This window comes from Seongchinamella unica, from assembly GCF_004354085.1.
Classification (GTDB): domain Bacteria; phylum Pseudomonadota; class Gammaproteobacteria; order Pseudomonadales; family Halieaceae; genus Halioglobus; species Halioglobus unicus.
The window spans coordinates 48,937-71,427 of record NZ_SMSE01000003.1 but is presented as its reverse complement, the minus strand read 5'-3'; the positions used below and the strand labels follow the sequence as shown (position 1 = coordinate 71,427).

General features: G+C 61.1%; 23 protein-coding genes and 1 tRNA gene. 12 read left to right on the top strand and 12 right to left on the bottom strand.

Translation table 11 applies throughout. From position 1 onward, the window contains the following. Positions 1–5 precede the first annotated feature (5 nt). Both E2F43_RS12400 and E2F43_RS12395 read left to right on the top strand, forming a co-directional pair. Positions 6–2,030 (top strand): acetyl-CoA carboxylase biotin carboxylase subunit, encoded by a 2,025-nt coding sequence (locus E2F43_RS12400; protein ID WP_133213169.1) that lies wholly within the window; start codon positions 6–8, stop codon positions 2,028–2,030. Beyond that, positions 2,027–2,935, top strand: coding sequence for a hydroxymethylglutaryl-CoA lyase (locus E2F43_RS12395; RefSeq protein ID WP_133213167.1), 909 nt, complete (start codon positions 2,027–2,029; stop codon positions 2,933–2,935). Before E2F43_RS12400 ends, E2F43_RS12395 begins: the two co-directional genes overlap by 4 nt. Here E2F43_RS12395 and E2F43_RS12390 read toward each other — a convergent pair. Continuing rightward, positions 2,932–3,735 (bottom strand): enoyl-CoA hydratase, encoded by an 804-nt coding sequence (locus tag E2F43_RS12390; RefSeq protein ID WP_133213165.1) that lies wholly within the window; start codon positions 3,733–3,735, stop codon positions 2,932–2,934. The two genes, E2F43_RS12395 and E2F43_RS12390, sit on opposite strands and share 4 nt — an antisense overlap. Before the next feature lie 126 nt (positions 3,736–3,861). Between E2F43_RS12390 and E2F43_RS19295 the strand changes: the two genes are divergently transcribed. The 3 genes from E2F43_RS19295 to E2F43_RS12375 are packed head-to-tail and all read left to right on the top strand — an operon-like array spanning position 3,862 to position 5,867. Next, entirely contained in the window at positions 3,862–4,044 is a 183-nt protein-coding gene (locus E2F43_RS19295) for a hypothetical protein (RefSeq protein ID WP_238946899.1), read from the top strand. A gap of 60 nt (positions 4,045–4,104) precedes the next feature. Further along, complete coding sequence (locus E2F43_RS12380; RefSeq protein WP_133213163.1) at positions 4,105–4,920, top strand: ion transporter; 816 nt, start codon at positions 4,105–4,107, stop codon at positions 4,918–4,920. A gap of 47 nt (positions 4,921–4,967) precedes the next feature. Then, positions 4,968–5,867: a transporter gene (locus tag E2F43_RS12375; protein WP_133213161.1), complete on the top strand. Its 900-nt coding sequence runs from the start codon at positions 4,968–4,970 to the stop codon at positions 5,865–5,867. A 294-nt stretch (positions 5,868–6,161) separates the two neighbouring features. Here the strand turns inward: E2F43_RS12375 and ychF are convergent, their stop codons facing one another. The 8 genes from ychF to E2F43_RS12335 form a co-directional block, all read right to left on the bottom strand. Continuing rightward, positions 6,162–7,256: a redox-regulated ATPase YchF gene (gene ychF, locus E2F43_RS12370; RefSeq protein WP_133213159.1), complete on the bottom strand. Its 1,095-nt coding sequence runs from the start codon at positions 7,254–7,256 to the stop codon at positions 6,162–6,164. A 25-nt stretch (positions 7,257–7,281) separates the two neighbouring features. After that, the gene (gene pth, locus E2F43_RS12365) at positions 7,282–7,869 is read right to left on the bottom strand and encodes an aminoacyl-tRNA hydrolase (RefSeq protein ID WP_133213157.1); all 588 of its coding nucleotides are present in this window, start codon (positions 7,867–7,869) and stop codon (positions 7,282–7,284) included. A gap of 23 nt (positions 7,870–7,892) precedes the next feature. Next, positions 7,893–8,561, bottom strand: coding sequence for a 50S ribosomal protein L25/general stress protein Ctc (locus E2F43_RS12360; RefSeq protein ID WP_133213155.1), 669 nt, complete (start codon positions 8,559–8,561; stop codon positions 7,893–7,895). A gap of 71 nt (positions 8,562–8,632) precedes the next feature. After that, a complete protein-coding gene (locus tag E2F43_RS12355; RefSeq protein WP_133214294.1) occupies positions 8,633–9,565 on the bottom strand; it encodes a ribose-phosphate pyrophosphokinase in 933 nt (310 codons plus the stop codon). 102 nt (positions 9,566–9,667) lie between these two features. Next, positions 9,668–9,742: transfer RNA gene (locus tag E2F43_RS12350), tRNA-Gln, on the bottom strand. Between the two features lies 1 nt (position 9,743). After that, the gene (gene ispE, locus E2F43_RS12345; RefSeq protein WP_133213153.1) at positions 9,744–10,592 is read right to left on the bottom strand and encodes a 4-(cytidine 5'-diphospho)-2-C-methyl-D-erythritol kinase; all 849 of its coding nucleotides are present in this window, start codon (positions 10,590–10,592) and stop codon (positions 9,744–9,746) included. After that, positions 10,589–11,173, bottom strand: a complete 585-nt coding sequence (lolB, locus tag E2F43_RS12340) for a lipoprotein insertase outer membrane protein LolB (RefSeq protein ID WP_133213151.1) — start codon at positions 11,171–11,173, stop codon at positions 10,589–10,591. Before lolB ends, ispE begins: the two co-directional genes overlap by 4 nt. A gap of 17 nt (positions 11,174–11,190) precedes the next feature. Next, a complete protein-coding gene (locus E2F43_RS12335; protein WP_133213149.1) occupies positions 11,191–12,972 on the bottom strand; it encodes a tetratricopeptide repeat protein in 1,782 nt (593 codons plus the stop codon). 183 nt (positions 12,973–13,155) lie between these two features. On the opposite strand from E2F43_RS12335, the gene hemA reads away from it, so the two are divergent. Genes hemA through E2F43_RS12315 form a run of 4 tightly spaced genes read left to right on the top strand, consistent with a single transcriptional unit; the run spans position 13,156 to position 17,180 of the window. Next, positions 13,156–14,514 (top strand): glutamyl-tRNA reductase, encoded by a 1,359-nt coding sequence (gene hemA, locus E2F43_RS12330; protein WP_133214292.1) that lies wholly within the window; start codon positions 13,156–13,158, stop codon positions 14,512–14,514. Further along, on the top strand, positions 14,511–15,596 hold the full coding sequence (gene prfA, locus E2F43_RS12325; RefSeq protein WP_133213147.1) for a peptide chain release factor 1: 1,086 nt from the start codon (positions 14,511–14,513) through the stop codon (positions 15,594–15,596). Before hemA ends, prfA begins: the two co-directional genes overlap by 4 nt. Then, positions 15,596–16,429 (top strand): peptide chain release factor N(5)-glutamine methyltransferase, encoded by an 834-nt coding sequence (gene prmC / locus E2F43_RS12320; protein WP_133213145.1) that lies wholly within the window; start codon positions 15,596–15,598, stop codon positions 16,427–16,429. The genes prfA and prmC overlap by 1 nt, the downstream gene beginning before the upstream one ends. Beyond that, a complete protein-coding gene (locus tag E2F43_RS12315) occupies positions 16,419–17,180 on the top strand; it encodes a HesA/MoeB/ThiF family protein (protein WP_133214290.1) in 762 nt (253 codons plus the stop codon). Before prmC ends, E2F43_RS12315 begins: the two co-directional genes overlap by 11 nt. Here the strand turns inward: E2F43_RS12315 and E2F43_RS12310 are convergent. Next, positions 17,128–18,537: an MATE family efflux transporter gene (locus tag E2F43_RS12310; RefSeq protein ID WP_133213143.1), complete on the bottom strand. Its 1,410-nt coding sequence runs from the start codon at positions 18,535–18,537 to the stop codon at positions 17,128–17,130. The two genes, E2F43_RS12315 and E2F43_RS12310, sit on opposite strands and share 53 nt — an antisense overlap. Positions 18,538–18,640: 103 nt before the next feature. On the opposite strand from E2F43_RS12310, the gene E2F43_RS12305 reads away from it, so the two are divergent. After that, a complete protein-coding gene (locus tag E2F43_RS12305; protein ID WP_133213141.1) occupies positions 18,641–19,234 on the top strand; it encodes an HvfX family Cu-binding RiPP maturation protein in 594 nt (197 codons plus the stop codon). 112 nt (positions 19,235–19,346) lie between these two features. Beyond that, positions 19,347–20,750 (top strand): ATP-dependent RNA helicase RhlB, encoded by a 1,404-nt coding sequence (gene rhlB, locus E2F43_RS12300; protein ID WP_133213139.1) that lies wholly within the window; start codon positions 19,347–19,349, stop codon positions 20,748–20,750. 126 nt (positions 20,751–20,876) lie between these two features. On the opposite strand, the gene cysZ is transcribed toward rhlB, so the two are convergent. Next, a complete protein-coding gene (gene cysZ, locus E2F43_RS12295; protein ID WP_133213137.1) occupies positions 20,877–21,608 on the bottom strand; it encodes a sulfate transporter CysZ in 732 nt (243 codons plus the stop codon). Next, positions 21,605–21,805: a cysteine-rich CWC family protein gene (locus E2F43_RS19540; protein ID WP_133213135.1), complete on the bottom strand. Its 201-nt coding sequence runs from the start codon at positions 21,803–21,805 to the stop codon at positions 21,605–21,607. Before E2F43_RS19540 ends, cysZ begins: the two co-directional genes overlap by 4 nt. A gap of 62 nt (positions 21,806–21,867) precedes the next feature. Between E2F43_RS19540 and smrA the strand changes: the two genes are divergently transcribed. Further along, on the top strand, positions 21,868–22,485 hold the full coding sequence (smrA, locus tag E2F43_RS12285) for a DNA endonuclease SmrA (protein WP_133213133.1): 618 nt from the start codon (positions 21,868–21,870) through the stop codon (positions 22,483–22,485). Positions 22,486–22,491 lie beyond the last annotated feature (6 nt).

Below are 22,491 nucleotides of genomic sequence, written 5' to 3'. Positions count from 1 at the left end.
GCCGCATGTCTGAACAACTTTTTGAAAAAATCCTGATCGCCAACCGCGGTGAAATCGCCTGCCGGGTGATCCGCACCGCCCGCCAGATGGGTATCCGTACCGTGGCGGTCTACAGCGATGCCGACAGGGGTGCATTGCATGTGAGCATGGCCGATGAGGCCGTGCACATCGGTCCCGCACCCTCACGGGATTCCTATCTGGTCTATGAACGGGTCATCGATGCGGCGCTAAAGACAGGGGCCCAGGCCATTCACCCCGGTTATGGTTTCCTGTCGGAAAACGCGGGCTTCTGCCAGGCCTGTGGCGACAACGACATCGTTTTCATCGGGCCGCCGGTGGCTGCCATCGAGGCCATGGGTTCGAAATCCGCCGCCAAGCAGATCATGGAGGCGGCGGGCGTGCCGCTGGTTCCCGGCTATCACGGCGATGACCAGGACCGGGCGATTCTCAAGGCGGCCGCCGACGACATGGGTTACCCGGTGCTGCTCAAGGCGGTGGCCGGTGGCGGTGGTAAGGGAATGCGCCAGGTATGGTCCGCCGCCGAATTCGACGAGGCGCTGGATGCCGCCCGCCGTGAGGCCATGAACGGCTTTGGCAATGACGACATGCTGGTGGAGAAGTACCTGACCCAGCCGCGCCACGTGGAGATCCAGGTATTCTGCGACAGCCACGACAACGGGGTTTACCTGTTTGAAAGGGATTGCTCGGTGCAGCGACGACACCAGAAAGTGATTGAAGAAGCGCCCGCTCCGGGCATGACGGACGAGTTGCGAGCGGCGATGGGTGAGGCGGCATTGCGCGCGGCCCGGGCTATCGACTACCAGGGTGCCGGTACGGTCGAGTTCCTGCTCGACAGTGACGGGGCGTTTTACTTCATGGAAATGAATACCCGCCTGCAGGTGGAGCACCCGGTGACCGAGATGATCACCGGCCAGGACCTGGTGGAGTGGCAGCTGCGGGTGGCCGCGGGCGAACCCCTGCCGGCGACCCAGGATGAGCTTACGCTCAGCGGTCACGCCTTCGAGGCGCGTATTTACGCCGAGGACCCCGACAACGATTTTCTGCCGGTGACCGGCACCCTGTCTTTCCTGCAGCCTCCGGAAACCTCCAGGCATGTGCGCGTGGACACCGGCGTGTTGCAGGGCGATGAGGTCAGCGTCTACTACGACCCGATGATTGCCAAGCTGATTGTCTGGGATGAAAACCGTGACAAGGCCCTGCAGCGGCTGACCCGGGCCCTGCGTGAATACCGCATCAGCGGCATGACTACCAACCTGGATTTCCTCTACAACCTGGCCAATAGCGCGCCCTTCCGGGCGGCAGAGCTGGATACGGGCTTTATAGAAAAACACCACAGCGAGATTTTTCATGACAGCGAGGCGGAACTGGAACAGGAGATTCCCCTCGCTGCCCTGTACCTGGTGCTGGAGCAGGAACGGGCGGCCCAGCGGGCAAGGGCGGCTTCCGGTGATGCCAACTCGCCCTGGTTTGATGCCGGCGCATGGCGCCTGAATGAGCCCAGCGTCCACAGCTTTGAACTGGCCATCCATGACAATCACTACCCGGTCAGTGTCGAGCAAACAGGTTCGGCCGACGGGACCCGCTATCGCATCAGCTTTGGCGGCAAGACCATACAGGCCCAGGGCAACCTGAATGACAGCGAACTCAGTGCCAATCTCGATGGGTACCTGGTGCGGGCTTCGGTGGCTGAACACGACGGTAGTTTCAGCCTGTACACCCAGGACAGTGCCCTCGCTTTCAGCCTGGTTGCCCCGGATATCGGTGACGCTGACGATGCCGCAGCCGGAGGCGGTTTGACAGCCCCCATGAACGGCACCATGGTCACCCTGCTGGTTGAACCGGGTACCGAAGTGAAAGCAAATGACGCCCTGCTGGTGATGGAAGCGATGAAAATGGAGCATACGATCCGGGCGCCAAAAGCTGGGAAGGTGATAGCCTTTTACTACCAGCCCGGAGACCTGGTCGATGGCGGGGCGGAACTGGTTGAATTCGAGGTGAGCGAACAATGAGCAGGGAGTTCCCCGACAAGGTCCGTATCGTTGAGGTAGGACCGCGCGACGGCTTGCAGAACGAGAAACAGCCGATCGATGTGGCGGTCAAGGTAAAACTGGTGGAGATGCTGGCGGATGCAGGGCTGACCTCCATCGAGACGGGCTCATTTGTTAACCCCAAGTGGGTGCCGCAGATGGCAGGCAGTGAAGCGGTGTTTGCCAGCCTGCAGCGCCGTCCCGGCGTGACTTATTCGGCGCTGACGCCCAACCTCAAGGGCTTTGAGCGAGCCCATGCCGCCGGTGCCAGCGAAGTGGCGGTGTTTACCGCGACATCTGAGAGCTTTGCCCGCAAGAACACCAACTGCTCGATTGCCGAAAGCCTGGACAGGGCAAAGGTGCTGATGGCAGCGGCCGCTGAACAGGGTTTGCCGGTGCGCGGTTATATCTCCTGTGTGGTGGGTTGTCCCTACGAGGGGGAGATCAGGCCGGAACAGGTGGCTGAGGTGGCGCAACAGTTGCTGGCCCTGGGCTGCTACGAGATTTCCCTGGGGGATACCATCGGTGTGGGCACGCCCGCCAGTGTGACCGCCATGCTGGATGCGGTACTGGCGCATATTCCGCTGGAAAATATCGCCGTTCACCTGCACGACACCTATGGCCAGGCCCTGGCCAATATTTACGCGGCCCTGCAGGTGGGGGTTGCGGTCATCGACAGTTCGGTCGCTGGTCTCGGCGGATGCCCCTATGCCAAAGGAGCCTCGGGTAACGTGGCGACCGAGGACGTGGTCTACATGCTCAATGGGCTGGGTATCCATCACGGTGTCGACCTGGATAAACTGGCTGCCGCAGGACAGTTTATCTGTGACTCGCTGGGCCGGGACAACGGTTCCAAAGTGGCGATAGCCCTCGCCAACAAGGGCTAATCCTTGTATTCGGGCCGGCGTCCTTCCTTGCGGGCCCGGATCGCCTCTTCGAAGTTGCGGGTAGTCATGCGCACATACAGCTGGGCATGGCCCTCGTGATTCATGTGAGTGTGCAGGCTGCCGGCGTCCACGCCGGCCCATAGCATCTGTTTGCTCATCTCGACACCCAGCTGGCTGAAACCGGCAATGCGTTCGCCCATGGCACAGCATTCTTCGAGTAGCTGGTCGGGGTGGACGCAGCGGGAAACGATACCCATGTCAGCGGCCTCCAGGGCATCGACGTCCCGGCCCGTCAGCATGATCTCGAAAGCCCGGCTGGTACCGATAGCCCGGGGCAGCAGGTAGGATAAACCCAGTTCTGCAGAGGTCAGGCCGTTGTTGATACCGGCCGGGCGGAAATAGGCCTTTTCCGAGGCGATGCGAATATCGGCTGCCATGGCCAGGCAAAAGCCGCCACCGATAGCGGCGCCATTGACCGCGGCGATCACGGGCTGCGGCAGGTTGTTAATGGTGCGTACCACGTCTTCCAGCACTCGCATCGCCCGGCGGGCAATGCCTGGCACTGTCAGGCCATTGAAGATATCCAGCCAGCCCGGATCTTCCAGATCCGCCCCGGCACAGAAACCCTCGCCGGCGCCGGTAACAATGACTGCCCGTATATCGTTGTTATAGCCTACCTCCTCCAGGGCTTCCTTCAGTGGCACCATGACATCAAAGGCCATGGCATTCATTCGCTCTGGCCGGTTGAGGGTGATCAGGCAGATACCTTCCCTGGGGTACTCGACGAGGACGTAGGACATGCAGATAAGCTCCGTGCTTTTGGTTCAGTGTAGAATACGGCCAGGGAGTCTCCAATGACCCCCGCGGCCACCCTGGTTGAGGATCGGCCACAAAACCCCTTGATTGCAAAGTAGTGGGGTTCAGCTATGTTCAGAGTTATTTATATCGCGCTGTTTGTGTTAACCGTGCTGGTGCTGCCAGTACGAGCAGAGGAGACGTCAATGACGGTACTGGTCACCGGCGCTAACAGGGGAATCGGACTGGAACTGGCCCGCCAGTTGACCGGGCAGGGCCGCAGGATACTGGGCAGCGGCGTGGCAATGAACTAGAATGGCGACCTCCCGGGCGAGCCCGCCCGGGGCTTCCAGATTTAGAGAAAGTTCCCCGGTATGTCCACCCAAACAGACGCCTGGCAGGCGAGGTTCGAACGCCTGCGCAGTAACAAGTTGTTCGAGTTGCTGGTTATATCCATCATCCTCATGTCGGCCCTGGTCATCGGGGTCAAAACCTACCCGCTGCCGCCGCTGGCGAACCAGCTGATCGTTATCCTCGACTGGGGCATCACCCTGTTTTTCCTCGCCGAGATCACCGTGCGTTTCCTCGGCGAGAGCGACAGGAAGCGTTTTTTCCGCAGCGGCTGGAATGTGTTCGACACCTTGATCGTGGTGGTCAGCCTCATTCCAATCGAGGATTCAGAGCTGGCCCTGATCGGGCGTCTGGTGCGCATATTCCGGGTGCTGAGGATGGTGTCCATCATTCCCGAACTGCGCACGCTGCTGAATTCGCTGCTGGCTGCGATGCCCCAACTGGGCTACGTGATGCTGATGATGTTTATTATTTTCTACATCTACGCCGCGGTGGGCACCACCTTCTTCGCCACGATCAACCCCGATCTGTGGGGCGATATTGCGATTTCAATGCTCACCCTGTTCCGGGTAATGACCTTCGAGGACTGGACTGATGTCATGTATGAAACCATGACCGTCTATCCATTGAGCTGGGTCTTCTACCTGAGCTTTATTTTCCTCTCGGCCTTTGCCTTTCTCAATATGATCATTGGCATTGTGGTCAACGTGCTGGAAGAGGAGCACCAGCGGCAGGCGAAGGCGGATGCCATCGCCGCCGGAGAGCCCACCCTGTCTGAACTGCGCGACGAGATCGCTGGCCTGCGCCAGTTGCTTGAAGTCGGCAACCGGGAGCGGTAAGTGGCCTGATACTGGCTCAACGGAACAGCCTCCGTCATAATCAGTTGATGAAACTGACGTTGTCACTGCTGGTTATCTGCTTGTGGGCGACTACCGGACTGGCACAGGAGTTGACCCCGAGAGCCTACTGGCCTGCGCCGCAGGGCACCCGGGTATTGACCCTGGGTGCTGTCTATACCGATGGTGACACGGTGCCGGACCCTTCGCTGCCGGTAACCGGCTTCGATTCGAAGATTGCTACCGGACTGGTGGCCTACCTGCAGACGCTGGACCTTTTCGGGCGCACCAGTAACCTGATTATTGAGCAGGCCTATTCCTTTGGTGAAACTACGGTCAGCTTCCCGGGCGGTGGCACCGTCGAACGGGATTACCGGGGCGCAGGTGATGTGGCCGCGACCCTGTCGGTCAACCTGATGGGCGCGCCGGCGATGAACCCGCAGCAGTTCGCGGACTTGCGTCGTAATCCCAGGCCAATCCTGGGGGCCAGCCTCAAACTGGTTGCGCCCACCGGTCGCTATGACGAGGACAAGCTGCTGAATGTGGGTAGCAACCGCTGGGCGGCCAAGGCCGAGTTGGGGTATATGACGGTACTGCACCCACAGTGGTTATTGGAGTTCGAGCTCGGGGTGTGGGTGTTTGACAACAATGACGACTTTCTGGGGATGACCCGCAAGCAGGGTTCGATCAAGTCCCTGGAGTTTCACCTGGTCAGGCGGTTCTCCCCGGGCTTCTGGGGCTCACTGGATGTGAATGGCTACCGCGGGGGACAAAGCGAGGTAGATGGCCGACGGCTGGACGACCTGCAGCGTGATTCCAAGATGGGTTTCACCCTGACTTACCCCTTCGCGCGCAAGCACGCACTGAGGTTCAGCTATGCGAAGGGCTCGGTGAACGATTCGAAAGAAAATTTCGACACGTTCTTGCTGAGCTATTCGCGCGTTTTCTAGGTCCGGTCACGTCATTGCGGCGCAATTCACCTTGTACCCCAGGGCACCCTCTCTTGCGCCTGCGGCGCAATTCACCTTGTACCCCAGGGCACCCTCTCTTGCGCCTGCGGCGCAATTCACCTTGTACCCCAGGGCACCCTCTCTTGCGCCTGTGGCGCAATTCACCTTGTACCCCAGGGCACCCTCTCTTGCGCCTGCGGCGCAATTCACCTTGTACCCCAGGGCACCCTCTCTTGCGCCTGCGGCGCAATTCACCTTGTTAGCCGGGGTGACGGCGTGAGAGTTCCCCCTGCCTCAGACATTGAACCGGAAGTGAATAACGTCGCCGTCCTGGACCACGTAATCCTTGCCTTCCAGGCGCCAGCGACCGGCGTCTTTTGCCCCTTGCTCACCGCCGTACTCGATAAAGTCGTCATAGGCGATAACCTCGGCGCGGATAAAGCCTTTCTCGAAGTCGGTATGAATCACGCCCGCTGCCTGGGGAGCAGTGGAGCCGACTTTTACCGTCCAGGCGCGAACTTCTTTTACGCCGGCAGTGAAGTAGGTGTGCAGGTTAAGCAAATCGTAGCCGGCGCGGATGACCCGGTTGAGCCCCGGTTCTTCCATGCCGAGGTCCGCCAGAAATTCTGCGCGCTCGTCGTCGTCAAGCTCGATAATTTCTGATTCGAGCTTGTTACAGATGACCACCACCGAGGCACTTTCCTCGGCGGCAATGCCTCGCACCACGTCCAGGTGCGGGTTGTCTTCAAAGCCGTCCTCGTCCACGTTGGCGATATACATGGTGGGCTTTACGGTGAGCAGGAACAGGGTTTTTACCAGCGCCTGTTCGTTGTCATCCAGCGCCAGGGCGCGCACGGGTTTTGCCTCGTTCAGCTGGGGCAGCAGTTTGTTCTCCAGCAGCGCCTTCATCGCCACCGCTTCCTTGTCACCGCTCTTGGCGATCCGTACCACCTTCTGCAGCTGTTTCTCGCAGCTTTCCAGGTCGGCCAGGGCAAGTTCGGTGTTGATGATCTCGATGTCGGAGGCGGGGTCGATCTTGTTGGCCACGTGAATGACATTCTCGTCTTCAAAACAGCGCACCACGTGGGCAATGGCATCGGTCTCGCGGATATTGGCCAGGAACTGGTTGCCCAGGCCCTCGCCTTTGGAGGCGCCGGCCACCAGGCCGGCAATGTCGACGAATTCCATGGTAGTGGCCACTGTTTTCTGTGGCTTCACAATAGCGGCGATTCTGTCCTGCCGCGGGTCGGGAATGGGTACGATGCCGGCGTTGGGCTCGATGGTGCAAAAGGGGAAGTTTTCGGCGTCGATGCCTGCCCGGGTAAGGGCATTAAACAGGGTGGATTTGCCGACGTTGGGTAGACCGACAATACCGCATTTGAAACCCATGAGAGTGTCCTATTACTTGTGCAGCTCAGGCCGCGCTAAAACTGTGGAGTCGTGTCATCGCTTTGGTGGTATCCCCCGCAAGCAGCAGCGGCAGGGCGGCGATGGCTTCGTCGATACACGCCTCGATGCGTGCACGGTCAACCTGCGAGGGCTGGCTGAGGACATATCCGGAAACCCTGGAAGCGTGACCCGGATGGTCAATGCCGATGCGCAGGCGATAAAAATTCCTGTTGTTGCCAAGAGCCGGCACAATGTCGCGGAGGCCGTTGTGGCCGCCGTGACCTCCACCCCGCTTGAACCGGGCAGTACCCGCGGGAATATCCAGCTCGTCGTGGGCAACAAGGATTTCTTCCGGGGCAATTTTGTAAAAGCTGGCCATGGCGGCGACCGCCTTGCCTGACCGGTTCATGAAGGTGGTGGGGATCAGCAGCCTAAGATCGTGGCCGGCAAAATTGATTCGGCCAGCCAGGCCAAAGAACTTTGAGTCCGGCTGGAGAGAGGTGTGGCAATGACGCGCCAGTTCCTCTACAAAGTCGGCACCCGCGTTATGACGGGTACCCCGGTATTCACTACCGGGGTTACCCAGTCCTGCGATCAGCTTGATGGCTGTCAACGCGGGGCCAACGGGCGAGGGGATTAGTCCTCGCTGTCACCTTCTTCAGTGTCTTCTTCGTCAGCCTCAGGCGCGGCTTCCAGCTCTTCCTCATCTTCATCCGCAGAACCCTTGGGTGCGATGACGGAGGCGATAGCCAGGTCGTGGTCCTCACCGAGGGCCAGGGCCACAGAGGTCACGCCCTCAGGCAGCTGGATTTCGGACAGGTGAACGATCTGTCCGGTTACCACGTTGAGCATGTCGACCTCGATATACTCGGGAATATCACCGGGCAGGCAGGAGACCTCGATATCGGTTTCCTGATGCTGGATCATACCGCCTTCCATCTTGACGCCGTGACAGCTCTCTTCGTTCAGGAAGTGAATCGGCACGTGTACCTTGATCGCCACCTTATCGTCGACGCGCATGAAGTCGGCGTGCATGACGGTGTTCTTGGCGGGGTGGCGCTGCAGGTCCTTGAGGATCGCTTTCTGCACATCGCCGCCGACGTTTATCGCCAGCACGTGAGAGTAAAAGGCCTCGTTTTCCAGGGACTTTTCGATGTCCTTGCGCACCAGGGTCAGAGGCTGGGCCTCCTTGTCACCACCGTAGATGATGGCGGGGATTTTATCGGCGTGACGACGCAGGCGGCGGCTCGCACCTTTCCCCATGTCCTCGCGCAGTTCGGCTTGTACTTCAAATTGGTCGGACATAGCCAGACTCCTTTGATTGACGCTGCAACGCCTGCGACCAGCGCGGCAGCGAGTTCAATTAAACGCTGTTACTAGGTGAACAGCGCGCTGATAGATTCCCCGTTTGCTACCCTGCGCATGGACTCGGCCAGCAGGTCGGCGGTAGTGAGTACGCGAATCTTGTTGATGGATTTCGCTTCCTCACTGAGGGGAATCGTATCGGTGACTACCAGCTGGTCGAGCTGGGAGTTCCGAATATTGTCCAGCGCCTTACCCGACAGCACCGCGTGGGTACAGTAGGCGTAAACCGCTGTTGCACCGCGCTCTTTCAGCGCGTTGGCCGCCTGGCACAGGGTGCCTGCGGTGTCGACCATGTCGTCCACCAGCACGCAGGTGCGGCCTTCAACGTCACCGATCAGGTTCATGACCTGGGCCTCGTTGGCCTTGGGGCGACGCTTGTCGATAATCGCCAGGTCAGCTTCGTTCAGCTGCTTGGCGATGGCGCGAGCCCTGACCACGCCGCCGATGTCCGGCGATACCACAATCAGGTTCTCATAATTCTGGGCCACGATATCGTCATTCAATATCGGTGAGCCGTATACATTGTCTACCGGGCATTTGAAGAAGCCCTGGATCTGCTCTGCGTGCAGATCCATGGTCAGTACGCGGTCGACGCCGACGCTGACCATCATGTCCGCTACCACCTTGGCGGTAATGGGTACCCTGGCGGAGCGCACTCGCCGGTCCTGCCTGGCGTAACCGAAGTAGGGCACCACCGCAGTGATGCTGTCGGCCGAGGCGCGACGCAGTGCGTCGATCATCACCAGCAATTCCATCAGGTTGTCGTTGGTGGGAGCGCAGGTGGACTGGACGACAAATACATCCTTGCTCCGCACGTTCTCGTTCAGTTCAACGGCGATTTCGCCGTCGCTGAACTTGCCCACGTCAGCGTTACCCAGTGACAAATACAACCGGCTGGCAACTTTTTGCGCCAACTCCGGGTTGGCGTTGCCTGTGAAGACCATCATTTTCGAGGACACTAAGCGTTACCTTTCATGGTGTGTTCGAGAAAACTGCCGCACATAAAAATAGTGCCATACACCACAGGATGCATGGCACCTTGAATATGGCTGGGGTGGGAGGATTCGAACCTCCGAATGCCAGGATCAAAACCTGGTGCCTTGCCGCTTGGCGACACCCCAATCAATCTTTGGGACCAGCCAGTGCGCTTAACACTGGCGACTCGTTAATGCCCTTCGCTACGAAACCCGTCATCGAGTCTGGTAACTGGCCAAGGGCTGACCTGGCCCGGCTTTCATCCGGGAAGCGTGCGAACACGCAGGCGCCGGTGCCGGTCAATCTGGCCTCTCCAAAATTCTCCAGAAAATTCAAAGCGTTATCAATCTCCGGGTAGAGTTCTCTAACGATTTTCTGGCAGTCGTTGCGGGAGTGGCCCTCGAAAAAGGCGGCTATTTTGATGGGAGACGTGTTCCGTGTCAATCGCTCATTTGAAAAAATTTCCGCGGTGGAAACATGGCACGGGGGTACGACGACCAGGTACCAGGTTTCGGCTAATTCCACGGGCGTCAATATGTCGCCAACCCCTTCCGCCCAGGCGGTATGGCCGGCGGTAAACACCGGGACATCCGCCCCCAGCCTTACCCCCAACTGCTGCAGCGGAACGGTAGCCAGTCCGAGTTGCCAGAGCTGGTTGAGGGCGAGCAGGGTGGTGGCGGCGTTGGAGCTGCCACCGCCCAGGCCGCCACCCTCGGGAATCCGCTTGTCCAGTATGATGTGCACCCCCTGGTCCCGGTGGGCACGGGGCAAGGCCTGGGCGGCGCGAATAATCAGGTTTTGCTCCGCCGGGATGTCCAGCTCACTGCCGGAGAGGGTGATTTCACCACTGTTGTTGGAGATGAAGGTCAGCGTGTCGCCCCAGTCCAGCAGTTGAAACAGGGTTTGCAACTGGTGGTAGCCGTCCGCGCGCCGCCCGGTGATATGCAGGAACAGGTTGAGCTTGGCCGGGGAAAGCAGGGTCAGGGAGCTACTCATGGCGCTGACAGGTCACCCCATTCCCGCAGTATTATCCGTGCCTTTGTCGCTCCCCGGGACAGCTGGAGCCTGGTCGGTAACAGGTAGTCGCCAAAGCTGGAGAACTGCTGGTAGTCGATGGTCCAGCCCGACTGCTGTAGTTGCTGCGGCAGCTGCCCGGCCTCGTCGAGTAACAGCGATTCAACCGGCGCTTCCGGGGCCGGGATTCCCTTCAGCCAGTGGTGCAGGGAGCGCACCGGCAGATCCCAGGTATGTTCAGCACCCAGCCCCGGATCGTCCAGGTCCCAGCGGCTGTAATCCTCGCCCTGGCGCACCTCCAGGAGCCTGCCGTCACTGTCCACGGTCGTGGCGCTGATGCCCATGGGGCCGGACAGGCGCAGGTGGCTGGACTCGCCCATTTGCTGCCACAGCAGGCTCGCGGATTCGGCCTGGTCGGGAGTGCGCAAGGCAATTTTGCCGCTGGCGGTCCAGTGACTCAGCTGTTGCAGCTGTTCGCGGTGGCGCTGCCAGCTCTGTTCGCCGGGTGCGGGCCCGGGCAGGCCGGCACAACCGGACATTGCCAGCAGCAGGAGCCAGGCCATTGGGCGCAGCAGCGTGCTCACAGGGCCCGGGCAGAAGCCCCGGGAGGTTCCGGCGCGGTAAGCAGGTTATCAATACCGAGGCGCTGGAGGGTGTCCTTCAGTATCGGGTGGTCCGGGTTCTTGAGCAGGGCCCCACGCCAGATCTGCCGGGCCTTTTCGGTGTCTCCACTGACCCACAGGACCTCTCCCAGGTGGGCGGCCACCTCCGGGTCGGGGAAGGCGGCGTAGGCGCGGGTGAGGTATTCGATGGCCTGCTCGTACTTGCCCTGTCGGTAAAGTACCCAGCCCATGCTGTCGAGTATTGCCGGCTCGTCCGGGTCCAGTTCCAATGCCCGCGAAATCAGCCTGTAGGCTTCATCGAAACGGTCCGTCTGGTCCGCCAGGGTGTAGCCCAGTGCATTCAGGGCAGTGGCGTTGTTGGGGTCCCGGGCGAGAATGGCCCGCAGGTCCGCTTCCATCAATGTCAGGTCATCCTGCTGCTGGCCAAGCATGGAGCGGGCGTAGCGCAGCGAGGCTGAATCCGGATAGTCCTCGATGCCGGCGTTGAGCACCGCCATGGCTGCCAGCTTTGCCCCTGCGGTGCTGAGGATATCGGCTTCAATGCCGTAGAGTTGTTCGCTGCGGGCAGGCAGCTCCCGTCGCTGTCGCGCAAACCAGGCATAGCTGGCGTCGATCTGGCCGCCCTCGACCAGAATCTGGCCGATGCGCTGGCTGGCGGCGAGATATTGCCGGGAGTCGCCAATTTTCATGTAATGCTCCAGCGCTTCCGTCGGTTGTCGCTGGTCTTCAGCGATGCGGCCCAGATAGTAATAGGCTTCGTCCTGGCGCTTGCCAGTGGCCAGCACCTTGTTCAGGTAGGCCTTGGCTGCCAGGTCATCGCCGATCTCCCGGTTAATCAGTGCCAGCGACAGCAGCAGGTCGGCATCGCCCGGGGACTGCACCGACAGCACCTCGAACTGGCTGCGGGCAGCCTCGATATCGGTGGTGGTGAGCAGGCGGGCATACTCCAGGCGCAACCGCGAATCCTCAGGGTTGGCCTTCAATGCGCTGTCGATCCGGGCAAAGGGAGATGCTGCGCCGGTCTGGGCCAGTATTCTCGCTTCCAGCAGCAGGGCCTGGTGCTGGTCCGGTTCAACGTCAAACAACCGATCCAGCCTGGCCAGGGCCTGTTGGTACTGCTCAAATTCCGTATTGAGCAGTGCCAGGGTCAGTAACAGCGCGGGGTCCCGGGGGAATTCTGCCAGCAGTTCGTTGAGCCCCCGGACCAGCTGCGACTGTTGCTCATCGGTGATCTCCCCGAAGCCCTGCAGCAGCAGGGGGAAGTTGGCCTGTTTGCCGGCGCGGGCGACAAAGGCCATATGGGGCAGAGCTTCAACCGGCCGTCGGGCACCGGCCAGCAGGGTCGCAGCGGTGTGGTTGGCTTCCAGGTCGTCCGGGTCCTCGGCAAGCCACAGCTGCACTGCCGCCAGTGCCTGCTCCTTATCCTGTATAAACTGGGCCAGGTGGGTGGCATGCTTTGATACGCCCGCATCCTGGAGTTTGTTTGCCTGCTGCAGGTAGTTATCCAGGGCCGTCTGGTAGTCGTGGCGACGGATGGCGAATTCTGCCACCAGCAGGGGGTAAATGCTGTCCGCGGGGAAGGCCCGTTCAGGCACTTCGGCCGCCTCCTCAGGGGGCGGCTCGGTGACCGCCGCCACCGGTTCCGGCGGGGTGTGCGTGGCACAGGCCGCCAACAGCGAGGAGCCGAAGACAATGGTGGCAAAACGGCGCATGGGGTTACCGCGAACAATCCGTGACATCAGGGCCGCCTATGATGACACAGGCCGGGTCCGAAACCCAAGGTCTGTGCCGGCTGCCGGCCGACGGGCTATTTTCGGGCTAACTTGTTAAAATCACAGCCAATTTTAGCCGGATGTGCTAAGGTGCGCCGGTTTATGACCGGGTGCGGCCAGCGCACCCGCAGCGGAGTATTGACCGACACCATGAACCTGATTGCCCTGGGGATAAATCACAACTCTGCCGCCGTCGAGGTGCGCGAGCGTGTGGCCTTTGCGCCGGAGCAGGTCAATGAGGCGCTGGCCGACTGCTGCAGCGCCGCCCAGCTGGAAGAAGTGGTCATTCTGTCCACCTGTAACCGCACCGAGATTTACGCCCTGGCCCCGGCCCGCACCGTCCTTGCCGACAAGGCGGTGCAACTGATCGACTGGATGGCCAATTACCATCACCTGTCCTCGGACGAGTTGCGCCAGTCGGCTTATCACCACGAAGGTGAAAGCGCTTTGAAGCACATTGCCCAGGTCGCCGCCGGGCTGGATTCCATGGTGCTCGGAGAACCCCAGATATTTGGCCAGCTCAAGTCGGCCTATGCGGTTGCCGTGGAGTCAGGGACGGTTGGCAGTGAGCTCAGCCGCCTGTTCCAGCGCGTGTTCAGCATCGCCAAGCGGGTTCGAACCGACACCGCCATCGGTGAAAACCCGGTGTCTGTGGCCTATGCGGCGGTGGACCTGGCCGGCCATATTTTTTCTGACCTCAGCCAGTGCCGGGCGCTGCTGGTGGGGGCTGGTGAAACCATCGAGCTGGTCACCCGTCACCTGATCGAAGCGGGCGTAAAGAAAATCGTGATTGCCAACAGGACCCTGGGACGTGCCCGGGAACTGGCCCAGAAATTTGGCGCCGAGGCCGTGTTGCTGGCCGAGATACCGGAGCAGTTGCCCGCCTCAGATATCGTCATCACATCCACTGCCAGCCAACTGCCTATCCTCGGTAAGGGAGCTGTCGAGCAGGCCATCAAGGTGCGCAAGCACCGGCCGGTGCTTATGGTCGACATCGCCGTGCCCCGGGATATTGAGGCCCAGGTGGGGGAGCTGCGGGACGTGTACCTCTACAGCGTCGATGACCTGCGCGAAATCGTGGACCAGAACATGCGCAGCCGGCAGAACGAGGCGCGCAAGGCCGATACCATGATTGAAGAGGGTGTGCGCAGCTTTGTAGAGGACGTCAGGCAACTGGCCGCGGTAGATGCGGTCAAGGAGTACCGGGCCATGGCCGAGGAACTCCGCCAGGGGGAGCTGGACAAGGCCTTGCGGGCCATTGCCAGGGGCGATGACCCGGAGAAAGTCCTCAGTCAGTTCTCCCGCGGCCTCACCAATAAACTGATACATGCACCCACTGCCGGTCTCAAGCAGGCCAGCGCCGAGGGCAGGGCAGATCATTTGCGCAGCGCCCGCCGTCTGCTGGGTATTGCCGAAACCGCGCCAACTGCGCCGGCAGATGATGACACCAGGGATAGCCTGGGAATTTCTGTCGACGATACGGATCACTCGAGACACACGCTGCAATGAAAGCCTCTTTGCTGACCAAGCTGGAAACGCTCACTGACCGGCACGAGGAGGTATCCGCCCTGCTCGGCGATAGCGAAACTATCGCTGATCAGGACAGGTTTCGCGATCTGTCCCGGGAATACGCCGAACTGGAGGCGGTCGTTAAATGCTATGCCGATTACAGCCGGGTCAGGGCGGACCTTGAAGAAGCCCGGCTGATGCTGGAGGACGCTGACCCGGATCTGCGGGAAATGGCCCAGGATGAAATTGAATCCGGCAGTGAGCGACTGGCAACGCTGGAGACCGAGTTGCAAGCCCTGCTGCTGCCGCGTGACCCCAACGATTCACACAACGTGTTCCTGGAAATTCGCGCCGGTACCGGCGGCGATGAAGCGGCGATATTTTCCGGTGACCTGTTCCGCATGTACTCCCGCTATGCTGAAAACATGGGCTGGAAAGTGGAGGTGCTGTCTGAGCGCCCCGGCGAACACGGCGGCTTCAAGGAAATCATTACCCGGGTGGAGGGGCGCGATGTGTACGCCCACCTGAAATTCGAGTCTGGCGCTCACCGGGTCCAGCGGGTGCCGGAAACCGAATCCCAGGGCCGCATCCACACCTCAGCCTGCACCGTGGCGATCATGCCCGAGGCGGAGGCGGTGGACGAGATCGAGATCAACAAGGCGGACCTGCGCATCGACACCTACCGGGCCTCCGGCGCGGGCGGCCAGCATGTCAACAAGACCGATTCCGCGGTGCGGATTACCCACCTGCCCTCGGGTATCGTGGTGGAATGCCAGGACGAGCGATCCCAGCACAAGAACCGGGCCCGGGCCATGTCGCTGCTGCAGGCCAAACTGCTCACCAGTGCCCAGGACAAGGTTGCCGAGGAACAGGCAGAACAGCGTCGCAACCTGGTGGGTACCGGCGACCGCTCAGACCGGATTCGCACCTACAATTTTCCCCAGGGCAGACTGACTGATCATCGCATCAACCTGACCCTGTACAAGCTCGCCGAAGTGATGGAGGGCGAGCTGGGTGCCGTTATCGAACCCCTGCGCCAGGAATACCAGGCAGATCAGTTGGCAGCGCTGGGTGACGGCTGATGACCCGCGTGCAGGAGCTGCTGCGCGACGCCAGGACCCTGCCCGGCGAGAGTGCCATTCGCGATGCTGAAATACTTCTCTGCCACTGCCTGGGTAAACCCCGCAGCTGGCTATATACCTGGCCGGAGGCGGAGATTTCAGGCGCTGACCTGGAAAAGTACCACGCCCTGCTCGCCAGACGGTCCCGGGGCGAGCCCGTGGCCTATCTCACCGGTCGCCGGGAATTCTGGTCACTGGATCTGCGGGTAAACCCGAGTACGCTGATTCCCCGGCCAGAAACTGAAACGCTGGTTGCCTGGGCACTGGAGCTGCCGCTGGCGGCGGAAGCTGCAGTGCTGGACCTGGGCACGGGTACCGGTGCCATCGCCCTGGCGCTGGCGCAGGAAAACCCGCGCTGGCAGGTAACGGGCGTTGACCGTTGCGATGCGGCGGTCGAGCTGGCTCGCCACAACGCCGTCGCCAACGGGTTGCCGGCGGTGGAGTTGCAATGTTCCGACTGGTTCCAGCAGTTGCCGGGCCGGCGGTTTCAGCTCATCGTCAGTAATCCCCCCTATATCGAAGCGGGCGATCCCCACCTGTCACTCGGCGATGTGCGGCACGAGCCGCGCTCGGCCCTGGTGGCGCAGGATGATGGACTGGCTGACCTCGCCCATATTGTGACAGCGGCGCCAGCTCATCTGGCCGAGGATGGCTGGCTGTTGCTCGAGCATGGTCATGAGCAGGGCGCCCGGGTCCGACAGTTATTGCAGGACAGGGGGTTCTCCGGGGTTCAAACCCGTTGTGACCTGGCGGGGCTGGAGCGTGTCAGTGGGGGACTCTGGCGTGCTCAGTGATGACCAGCTGATGCGCTACAACCGGCAGCTGCTGGTGCCGGATTTTGATATCGCGGGGCAGGAAAAGTTGCAGCAGGCCACGGTTCTCATACTGGGGCTGGGAGGGCTGGGCTGTCCTGCAGCCCTGTACCTGGCCGCGGCAGGTGTGGGCAGGCTGGTGCTGGTGGACGGCGACGAGGTTGAGCTCAGCAACCTGCAACGTCAGGTGGCCCATGGCGATGCGGATATCGGCAGCAACAAGGCTGTTTCCGTAGCCAGCACCATCGCCGCGCTTAATCCGGAGGTGGATGTCATTGTCCATTCGGCGCAGGTGGGGGCCGATGACCTGGCACCCCTGCTCGCCGATGTACAGCTGGTGGTGGATGCCAGTGACAATTATCCCACCCGGTTCGCCCTCAACCGGGCCTGTATCGCCGCGGGGATTCCCCTGGTCTCGGCGGCGGCGGTCAGGGATGAGGGACAGCTGGCGGTGTTCGACCCCCATCGAGGAGGTCCCTGCTATCGCTGCCTGTATCCTCTGGAGGGATCGGCGACGGCGCTGAGCTGCAGCGAGAGCGGCGTGCTGGCGCCGGTGGTGGGGGTACTCGGTTCACTGCAGGCAATGGAAGCGCTCAAACTGCTGGCGAATTACGGCGAGGTGTTACGCGGAACCCTGCTCATGCTGGACCTGCGTAATATGCAGATCCAGCGACTGAAGATCAGCCCCCGGCCGGGATGCCCGGACTGCTCCGCCCTGCAGACTGGCGGCTGAGTTCTGTCCACGGTCGTCGCAGGGTGCGCCACAGGCGCCAGCTGACCAGTAACGCACACAGGCAGATGCCGGCAATCAATGAGGCCCAGATGGCTGCGGTGCCAGCGGCGGGGGTTTCAGCCACCCGCAGGCCCAGCCACCAGGCCAGCGGCAGGGTGACGACCCAGTAGGAGACACACATGGCCGCGAACGGGAAACGGGTGTCCCTGAAGGCCCGCAGGCAATAGGACGCGGCCACCTGTAGCGAGTCGACCACAATAAACAACGCCACCAGGTGAATCAGCCTGACGGCGATGCTGTGGATTCCAGGCTCGCTGGTGTACACCCCGATCAGTGCCTCCGGCATGGGCAGCAACAATAAGGTGGAAACCAGTCCCACCATCAGGGTCAGGGCCATGCCGGTTTGCACTGCCAGCCTGGCCCGTTGTTCATCGCCACTGCCGATAGCATGGCCCACCCGGGTGGCCATGGCGGAGCCCATGCTGATTAAGGGCATGTAAACAACATCCCACACGTTGTAGGCAATCTGGTGTGCCGCCATGGCGCTGTTACCCATGGTGGCGATCATCAGGCCGATCAGGGACAGGACACTGATTTCCAGGAAAAAACTCAGGCCGATGGGAAAGCCGAGGAACAGGATTTCCCGGATTCTGGCCGGGTCCGGGGCAACGAAACGCAGCGGCGGCAGGAATCTGTCCATGGACGGCTGGCTCAGCATGTAGGCTGCGATCAACAGGGCCGATAACCACATGGAGATCGCCGTTGCCCAGCCGCAACCGGCGGCCCCCAGTTCCGGTAATCCCCACTTGCCGTAGATCAGGGCGTAATTGAGGGGAATATTGGCGAGGAAGCCCATCACGCTGGCGAGCGCGAAGGGGCGCAGGATGCCCAATCCCTGGGTGTGGCAGCGCAAGGCCTGGAACAGGGCCGTCGCGGGCAGTCCCCAGGCCACCGCCTGCAGGTAATCCAGGCTTTTCTGGTGGGTCACGCTGTCCAACTCGAGCAGGGTCAGCAGGGGTTCGGTGAAATAGCAGAGTGGCCCCACAATGCCCCCCAGCAGCAGGGCGAGCCATAAACTCTGGGGTAGCAGGTCGCGAATGTTCTGCAGCTGCCCGGCGCCGAAATCCTGGGCCACCAGTACCGAGCCGGCCAGCATAATGCCAAGGGTGAGGAGAAACAGGGGCAGCCAGATGTTGTAGCCGATGGCGATGGCGGCGAGGTCAACCGCGCTGTAGCGCCCCGCCATGATCGTATCCACCACGCCGGTTCCCATTTGCGCCAGCTGGGCGATCATGATCGGCCAGGCGATCACGGCCATGGCCCGGGCCTCCTGGCGATAGGCCTTGAACTTGGTCACAATACCGATTATCCGTGCATGGCGGGATGTGAATGCCCCCGCGGGGGAAACCTTTTGCCAGTTTTGGCTGTCACAGAGAAAACAAACCTGTAGGGAATTTTGGATGAACACGCTTGCCGGGCTGTATTACACCATACATAACGTTATTTTTCCGCGACTTCGGCACTTCGACGGCTTGGGCCCCCTGGCCCTGCGTCTCTACCTGGTTCCCGTATTCTGGATGGCAGGCACCCAGAAGATCGCCGGTATAGACAGTACCATCGAGTGGTTTGGCAACCCCGAGTGGGGGCTGGGCCTGCCCGCCCCCGAACTGTTGGCCTACCTGGCGGCCTATACCGAGGTTATTGGGGCAATGCTGTTATTGCTGGGCCTGGCGACCCGCTGGATTTCCATTCCGCTGATAATCACCATGCTGGTGGCGATCTTTGCGGTGCACTGGGATAACGGCTGGGCGGCTATTGCCGATTCCGGTTCCCGGGAAGTGGCGGTGCGGCTGGGTACCGCCAAGGACATCCTGCGGGAGCACAGCAACTACAGCTGGCTGACCGAGAAGGGCAGTCTGGTTATTCTGAATAACGGTATTGAGTTCGCCGTGACCTACCTGGTGATGTTGCTGGCACTGCTGTGCACCGGCGGTGGCCGCTATGTGAGCGTGGACTACTACCTCTCACGGCTGTACCCCAATCCGGCCCGGTGATTTCATGACCCGTGTTGGCTGCTGTGGCGCATTTCATATCTATCCCCATCCGGGTGTGGAAAAATGCTAGACTAGCGCGTTTTTTAAGCAGTCACAGAAAGGAAATAGCGTAGTGATCAAGAGTTTAGTTGGGCGTCTGGCCGGCAAAAAAGAGCCGGCACCCGAGGCAGCCCAGTCCTCCCCGGCGCCGGCCAAGGCCGCGCGCAAGGAACAGGCCCGCAAACCCCAAACCGAGAAAGGTCATCCACAGGAGACTGCCACCCAGGCGAAGTCGGGAAAACGGCGCCGTCGCCAGGGCAAGTCCGCTCAGGAAGCGCCCCCCTGGTCTGTCGATCAGTTCCAGGTAGAGCCGAAAGACGGGGAAACCCGTTTTCATGACCTCGGCCTGCGGGATGAAATCATGCACGGTATCGCCGACCTGGGCTTTCAGTACTGTTCGCCGATTCAGGCCCAGGTGCTGCCCCATACCCTGCAGGGCCACGACGCCATCGGCAAGGCCCAGACCGGCACCGGGAAAACGGCCGCTTTCCTGATTACCATCTTCAATGATCTGCTCAGCCACCCCATTGAGGAAGAGCGTTTTGTCGGCGAACCCCGTGCCCTGGTTATCGCCCCGACCCGGGAGCTGGTTATGCAGATAGCCGCCGACGCCGCAGACCTGAGCAAGCACACCGGACTGCAGGTAGCCACACTCATTGGCGGCATGGACTACCAGAAGCAGCTCAATCGCCTGCAGCGCAACGTCATCGACCTGGTGGTGGCTACCCCGGGCCGGCTGCTGGACTTTATGGGCCGCCGTGACCTGTTCCTGGATCATGTGGAAGTGCTGGTGCTGGACGAAGCCGACCGCATGCTGGATATGGGCTTCATTCCCCAGGTGAAACGCATTGTCCGCGCCTGCCCGCGCAAGGAGAGCCGCCAGACCCTGCTGTTCTCCGCCACCTTTACCCAGGACATTATCAATCTCTCCCAGCAGTGGACCTATGAGCCGGTCAGCGTGGAGATCGAGCCCGAGAGTGTCGCCACCGATACCGTCGACCAGAAGATCTACCTGGTCAGTTCAGAGCAGCGCTACCGGATTCTCAACAACCTGATTCGCAGCGATGATTGCAAGAGCCTGATCGTGTTCGCCAATCGCCGGGACCAGGTTCGCCGCCTGCACGAGCGACTGCGCAAACACGGGGTCAAGTGCGGTATCCTTTCCGGGGAGATTCCCCAGAGTAAGCGCACCCGGACCCTGGAGCAGTTCAAGAGCGGAGAGATCAAGGTGCTGGTCGCAACGGATGTGGCCGGTCGCGGTATCCATGTGGATGGCGTCAGTCACGTGGTCAACTACAACCTGCCGGAAGACCCGGAGGACTATGTCCATCGTATCGGTCGCACCGGCAGGGCGGGAGCCACCGGGACCTCGATCAGCTTTGCCAGTGAGGACGATGCCTTCCTGCTGCCCGACCTGGAAGTGCTGTTGGGCTCGCCGCTGGAGTGTACGCACCCGCCGGAAGAACTTTTGGTCTAAACGCTGCCGGCGGGAATCGATTGCCCGAAGGCGCTCCCTACCCCGCCACTTGGATCCCGGCGTTCGCCGGGACGACGGGTTTCTGTGGCGCACTGTTCGTCCTCACTGTTCCCTCGGGACGCTCGACTACCGATCCAGCTCCTTACACCACAACAGGGTTGCCCCCACGACCGCCGCGGGCACCACAAAGAAGTTCACAATCGGAATTCCGGTGCAGAGCGCCACGGCCCCGCCGAAACCCATGCTGCTCAGCCTGCGGCTGCGCACCGCCTCTTTGACATCGGCAAAGCCCAGCTGGTGGTTATCCACCGGGTAGTCGACAAACTGGATAGACATCATCCAGGCTCCCAGCAGGAACCACAGCACGGGTGCCACCGCATTGAGTACCGGGATAAAGGTGATGAGCAGTACAAAGACCGCCATAGGCACGTAGTAGATCAACTTTGCCAGCTCTCGAACAATGCCCCTGGGGACCATCATCAGCGCCCCGGCCAGGCCCTCCGGGCCACTTACCGGCTGGCCGGTAACCAGCTCTTCTGTCTTTTCGGCCAGCAGGCCATTGAATGGCGAGGCGATGATCAGTGCCACGGCGGTAAACAGGTAGCCCGAAATCAGGCTGAAAGTCAGCCAGATCAGCGGCCACAGTATCCACTCGATAAAACCGAGCCAGTCCGGCAGGGCGGCGGTCCAGCGCTCCATAAATTCGGTGATAAAGCTGAGGCCATAACCGATCAGGGTGGCGAAAATGATGATGTTGATCACCAGCGGCACAATGACAAACAGGCGCAGGGCGGGGTGCCCCAGCATTTTCGCCCCTTCCACCAGGTAACCGATGCCGCCAACGATGTTGCCTTTCAATGCTTTTTCCTCCTGTCTGTGCCGCAGGCCGGGCAAATGCAGCGCACACCGCGCTCTGCCTCAGGCAGCGCCGCAAGTGCCGCGGCCGAAATTTCCACAGTCATGCACCAGCAATTGTCTGGCGGTTCGCCGGCCGCCATGGCGCACTGGTTGTCCTGCCCACACAGGGGGCACTTATCCGTGCCTTTGTTGTCCATGTTTGTGTGCCTATGCCGACGTCGTGGGCGCTATAATAGCCCACGGTTGAGTGAGTGTATCCATGAGCGACGACGAAGAGAGCCTGTTCCTCGACGAAATGACTGACGTTGTCCCCCTGAAACGGGAGGCGCGGGTACGGGTGTCACCGCAGAACTCACATCGCGACTCCTCGCTGCAGGCTCGCCGGGAGGCCGCGGTGCTAGACAGCAACAACGACGGCAATATTCTCACCGAGGACGGCCTGGCCATCACCCCATTGGACCCCTGGTACGTGCTCGAGTTCAAGCGTCCGGGCGTCCAGAATGGCGTCTTCCGCAAGCTCAGGCAGGGCCGCTACGAGGCCGAGGCCCGCCTCGACCTGCACCGCATGACTGCGGCCATCGCCCGCAAGGAACTGTACGGATTCATCCAGGAATCCTATCACCTCGGTATTCGCAGCGTAATGGTCATCCATGGCAAGGGCGAGAGCAAGGCGGAACGTGAGCGCAGTTCCATTCTCAAGGGCTGCACCGACCACTGGCTGCGCGAACTGGACATGGTGCAGGCCTTCCACAGTGCCCAGCCGCGACACGGCGGTACCGGCGCGGTATACGTGTTGCTGCGCAAGAGCGAAGAGAAGAAGCGGGAAAACCGGGAGAAGTTTATGAAGGGACGGATACCCTATGATTCTGGCCCATAGCGCACT

What these genes read in the sequence shown, in the direction of transcription:
- E2F43_RS12400 (WP_133213169.1), top strand. Translation starts at nt 6, where the DNA reads ATGTCTGAACAACTTTTTGAAAAAATCCTGATCGCCAACCGCGGTGAA.
- E2F43_RS12395 (WP_133213167.1), top strand. Translation starts at nt 2,027, where the DNA reads ATGAGCAGGGAGTTCCCCGACAAGGTCCGTATCGTTGAGGTAGGACCG.
- E2F43_RS12390 (WP_133213165.1), bottom strand. Translation starts at nt 3,735, where the DNA reads ATGTCCTACGTCCTCGTCGAGTACCCCAGGGAAGGTATCTGCCTGATC.
- E2F43_RS19295 (WP_238946899.1), top strand. Translation starts at nt 3,862, where the DNA reads ATGTTCAGAGTTATTTATATCGCGCTGTTTGTGTTAACCGTGCTGGTG.
- E2F43_RS12380 (WP_133213163.1), top strand. Translation starts at nt 4,105, where the DNA reads ATGTCCACCCAAACAGACGCCTGGCAGGCGAGGTTCGAACGCCTGCGC.
- E2F43_RS12375 (WP_133213161.1), top strand. Translation starts at nt 4,968, where the DNA reads ATGAAACTGACGTTGTCACTGCTGGTTATCTGCTTGTGGGCGACTACC.
- ychF (WP_133213159.1), bottom strand. Translation starts at nt 7,256, where the DNA reads ATGGGTTTCAAATGCGGTATTGTCGGTCTACCCAACGTCGGCAAATCC.
- E2F43_RS12360 (WP_133213155.1), bottom strand. Translation starts at nt 8,561, where the DNA reads ATGTCCGACCAATTTGAAGTACAAGCCGAACTGCGCGAGGACATGGGG.
- E2F43_RS12355 (WP_133214294.1), bottom strand. Translation starts at nt 9,565, where the DNA reads ATGGTCTTCACAGGCAACGCCAACCCGGAGTTGGCGCAAAAAGTTGCC.
- ispE (WP_133213153.1), bottom strand. Translation starts at nt 10,592, where the DNA reads ATGAGTAGCTCCCTGACCCTGCTTTCCCCGGCCAAGCTCAACCTGTTC.
- lolB (WP_133213151.1), bottom strand. Translation starts at nt 11,173, where the DNA reads ATGGCCTGGCTCCTGCTGCTGGCAATGTCCGGTTGTGCCGGCCTGCCC.
- E2F43_RS12335 (WP_133213149.1), bottom strand. Translation starts at nt 12,972, where the DNA reads ATGTCACGGATTGTTCGCGGTAACCCCATGCGCCGTTTTGCCACCATT.
- hemA (WP_133214292.1), top strand. Translation starts at nt 13,156, where the DNA reads ATGAACCTGATTGCCCTGGGGATAAATCACAACTCTGCCGCCGTCGAG.
- prfA (WP_133213147.1), top strand. Translation starts at nt 14,511, where the DNA reads ATGAAAGCCTCTTTGCTGACCAAGCTGGAAACGCTCACTGACCGGCAC.
- prmC (WP_133213145.1), top strand. Translation starts at nt 15,596, where the DNA reads ATGACCCGCGTGCAGGAGCTGCTGCGCGACGCCAGGACCCTGCCCGGC.
- E2F43_RS12305 (WP_133213141.1), top strand. Translation starts at nt 18,641, where the DNA reads ATGAACACGCTTGCCGGGCTGTATTACACCATACATAACGTTATTTTT.
- E2F43_RS19540 (WP_133213135.1), bottom strand. Translation starts at nt 21,805, where the DNA reads ATGGACAACAAAGGCACGGATAAGTGCCCCCTGTGTGGGCAGGACAAC.
- smrA (WP_133213133.1), top strand. Translation starts at nt 21,868, where the DNA reads ATGAGCGACGACGAAGAGAGCCTGTTCCTCGACGAAATGACTGACGTT.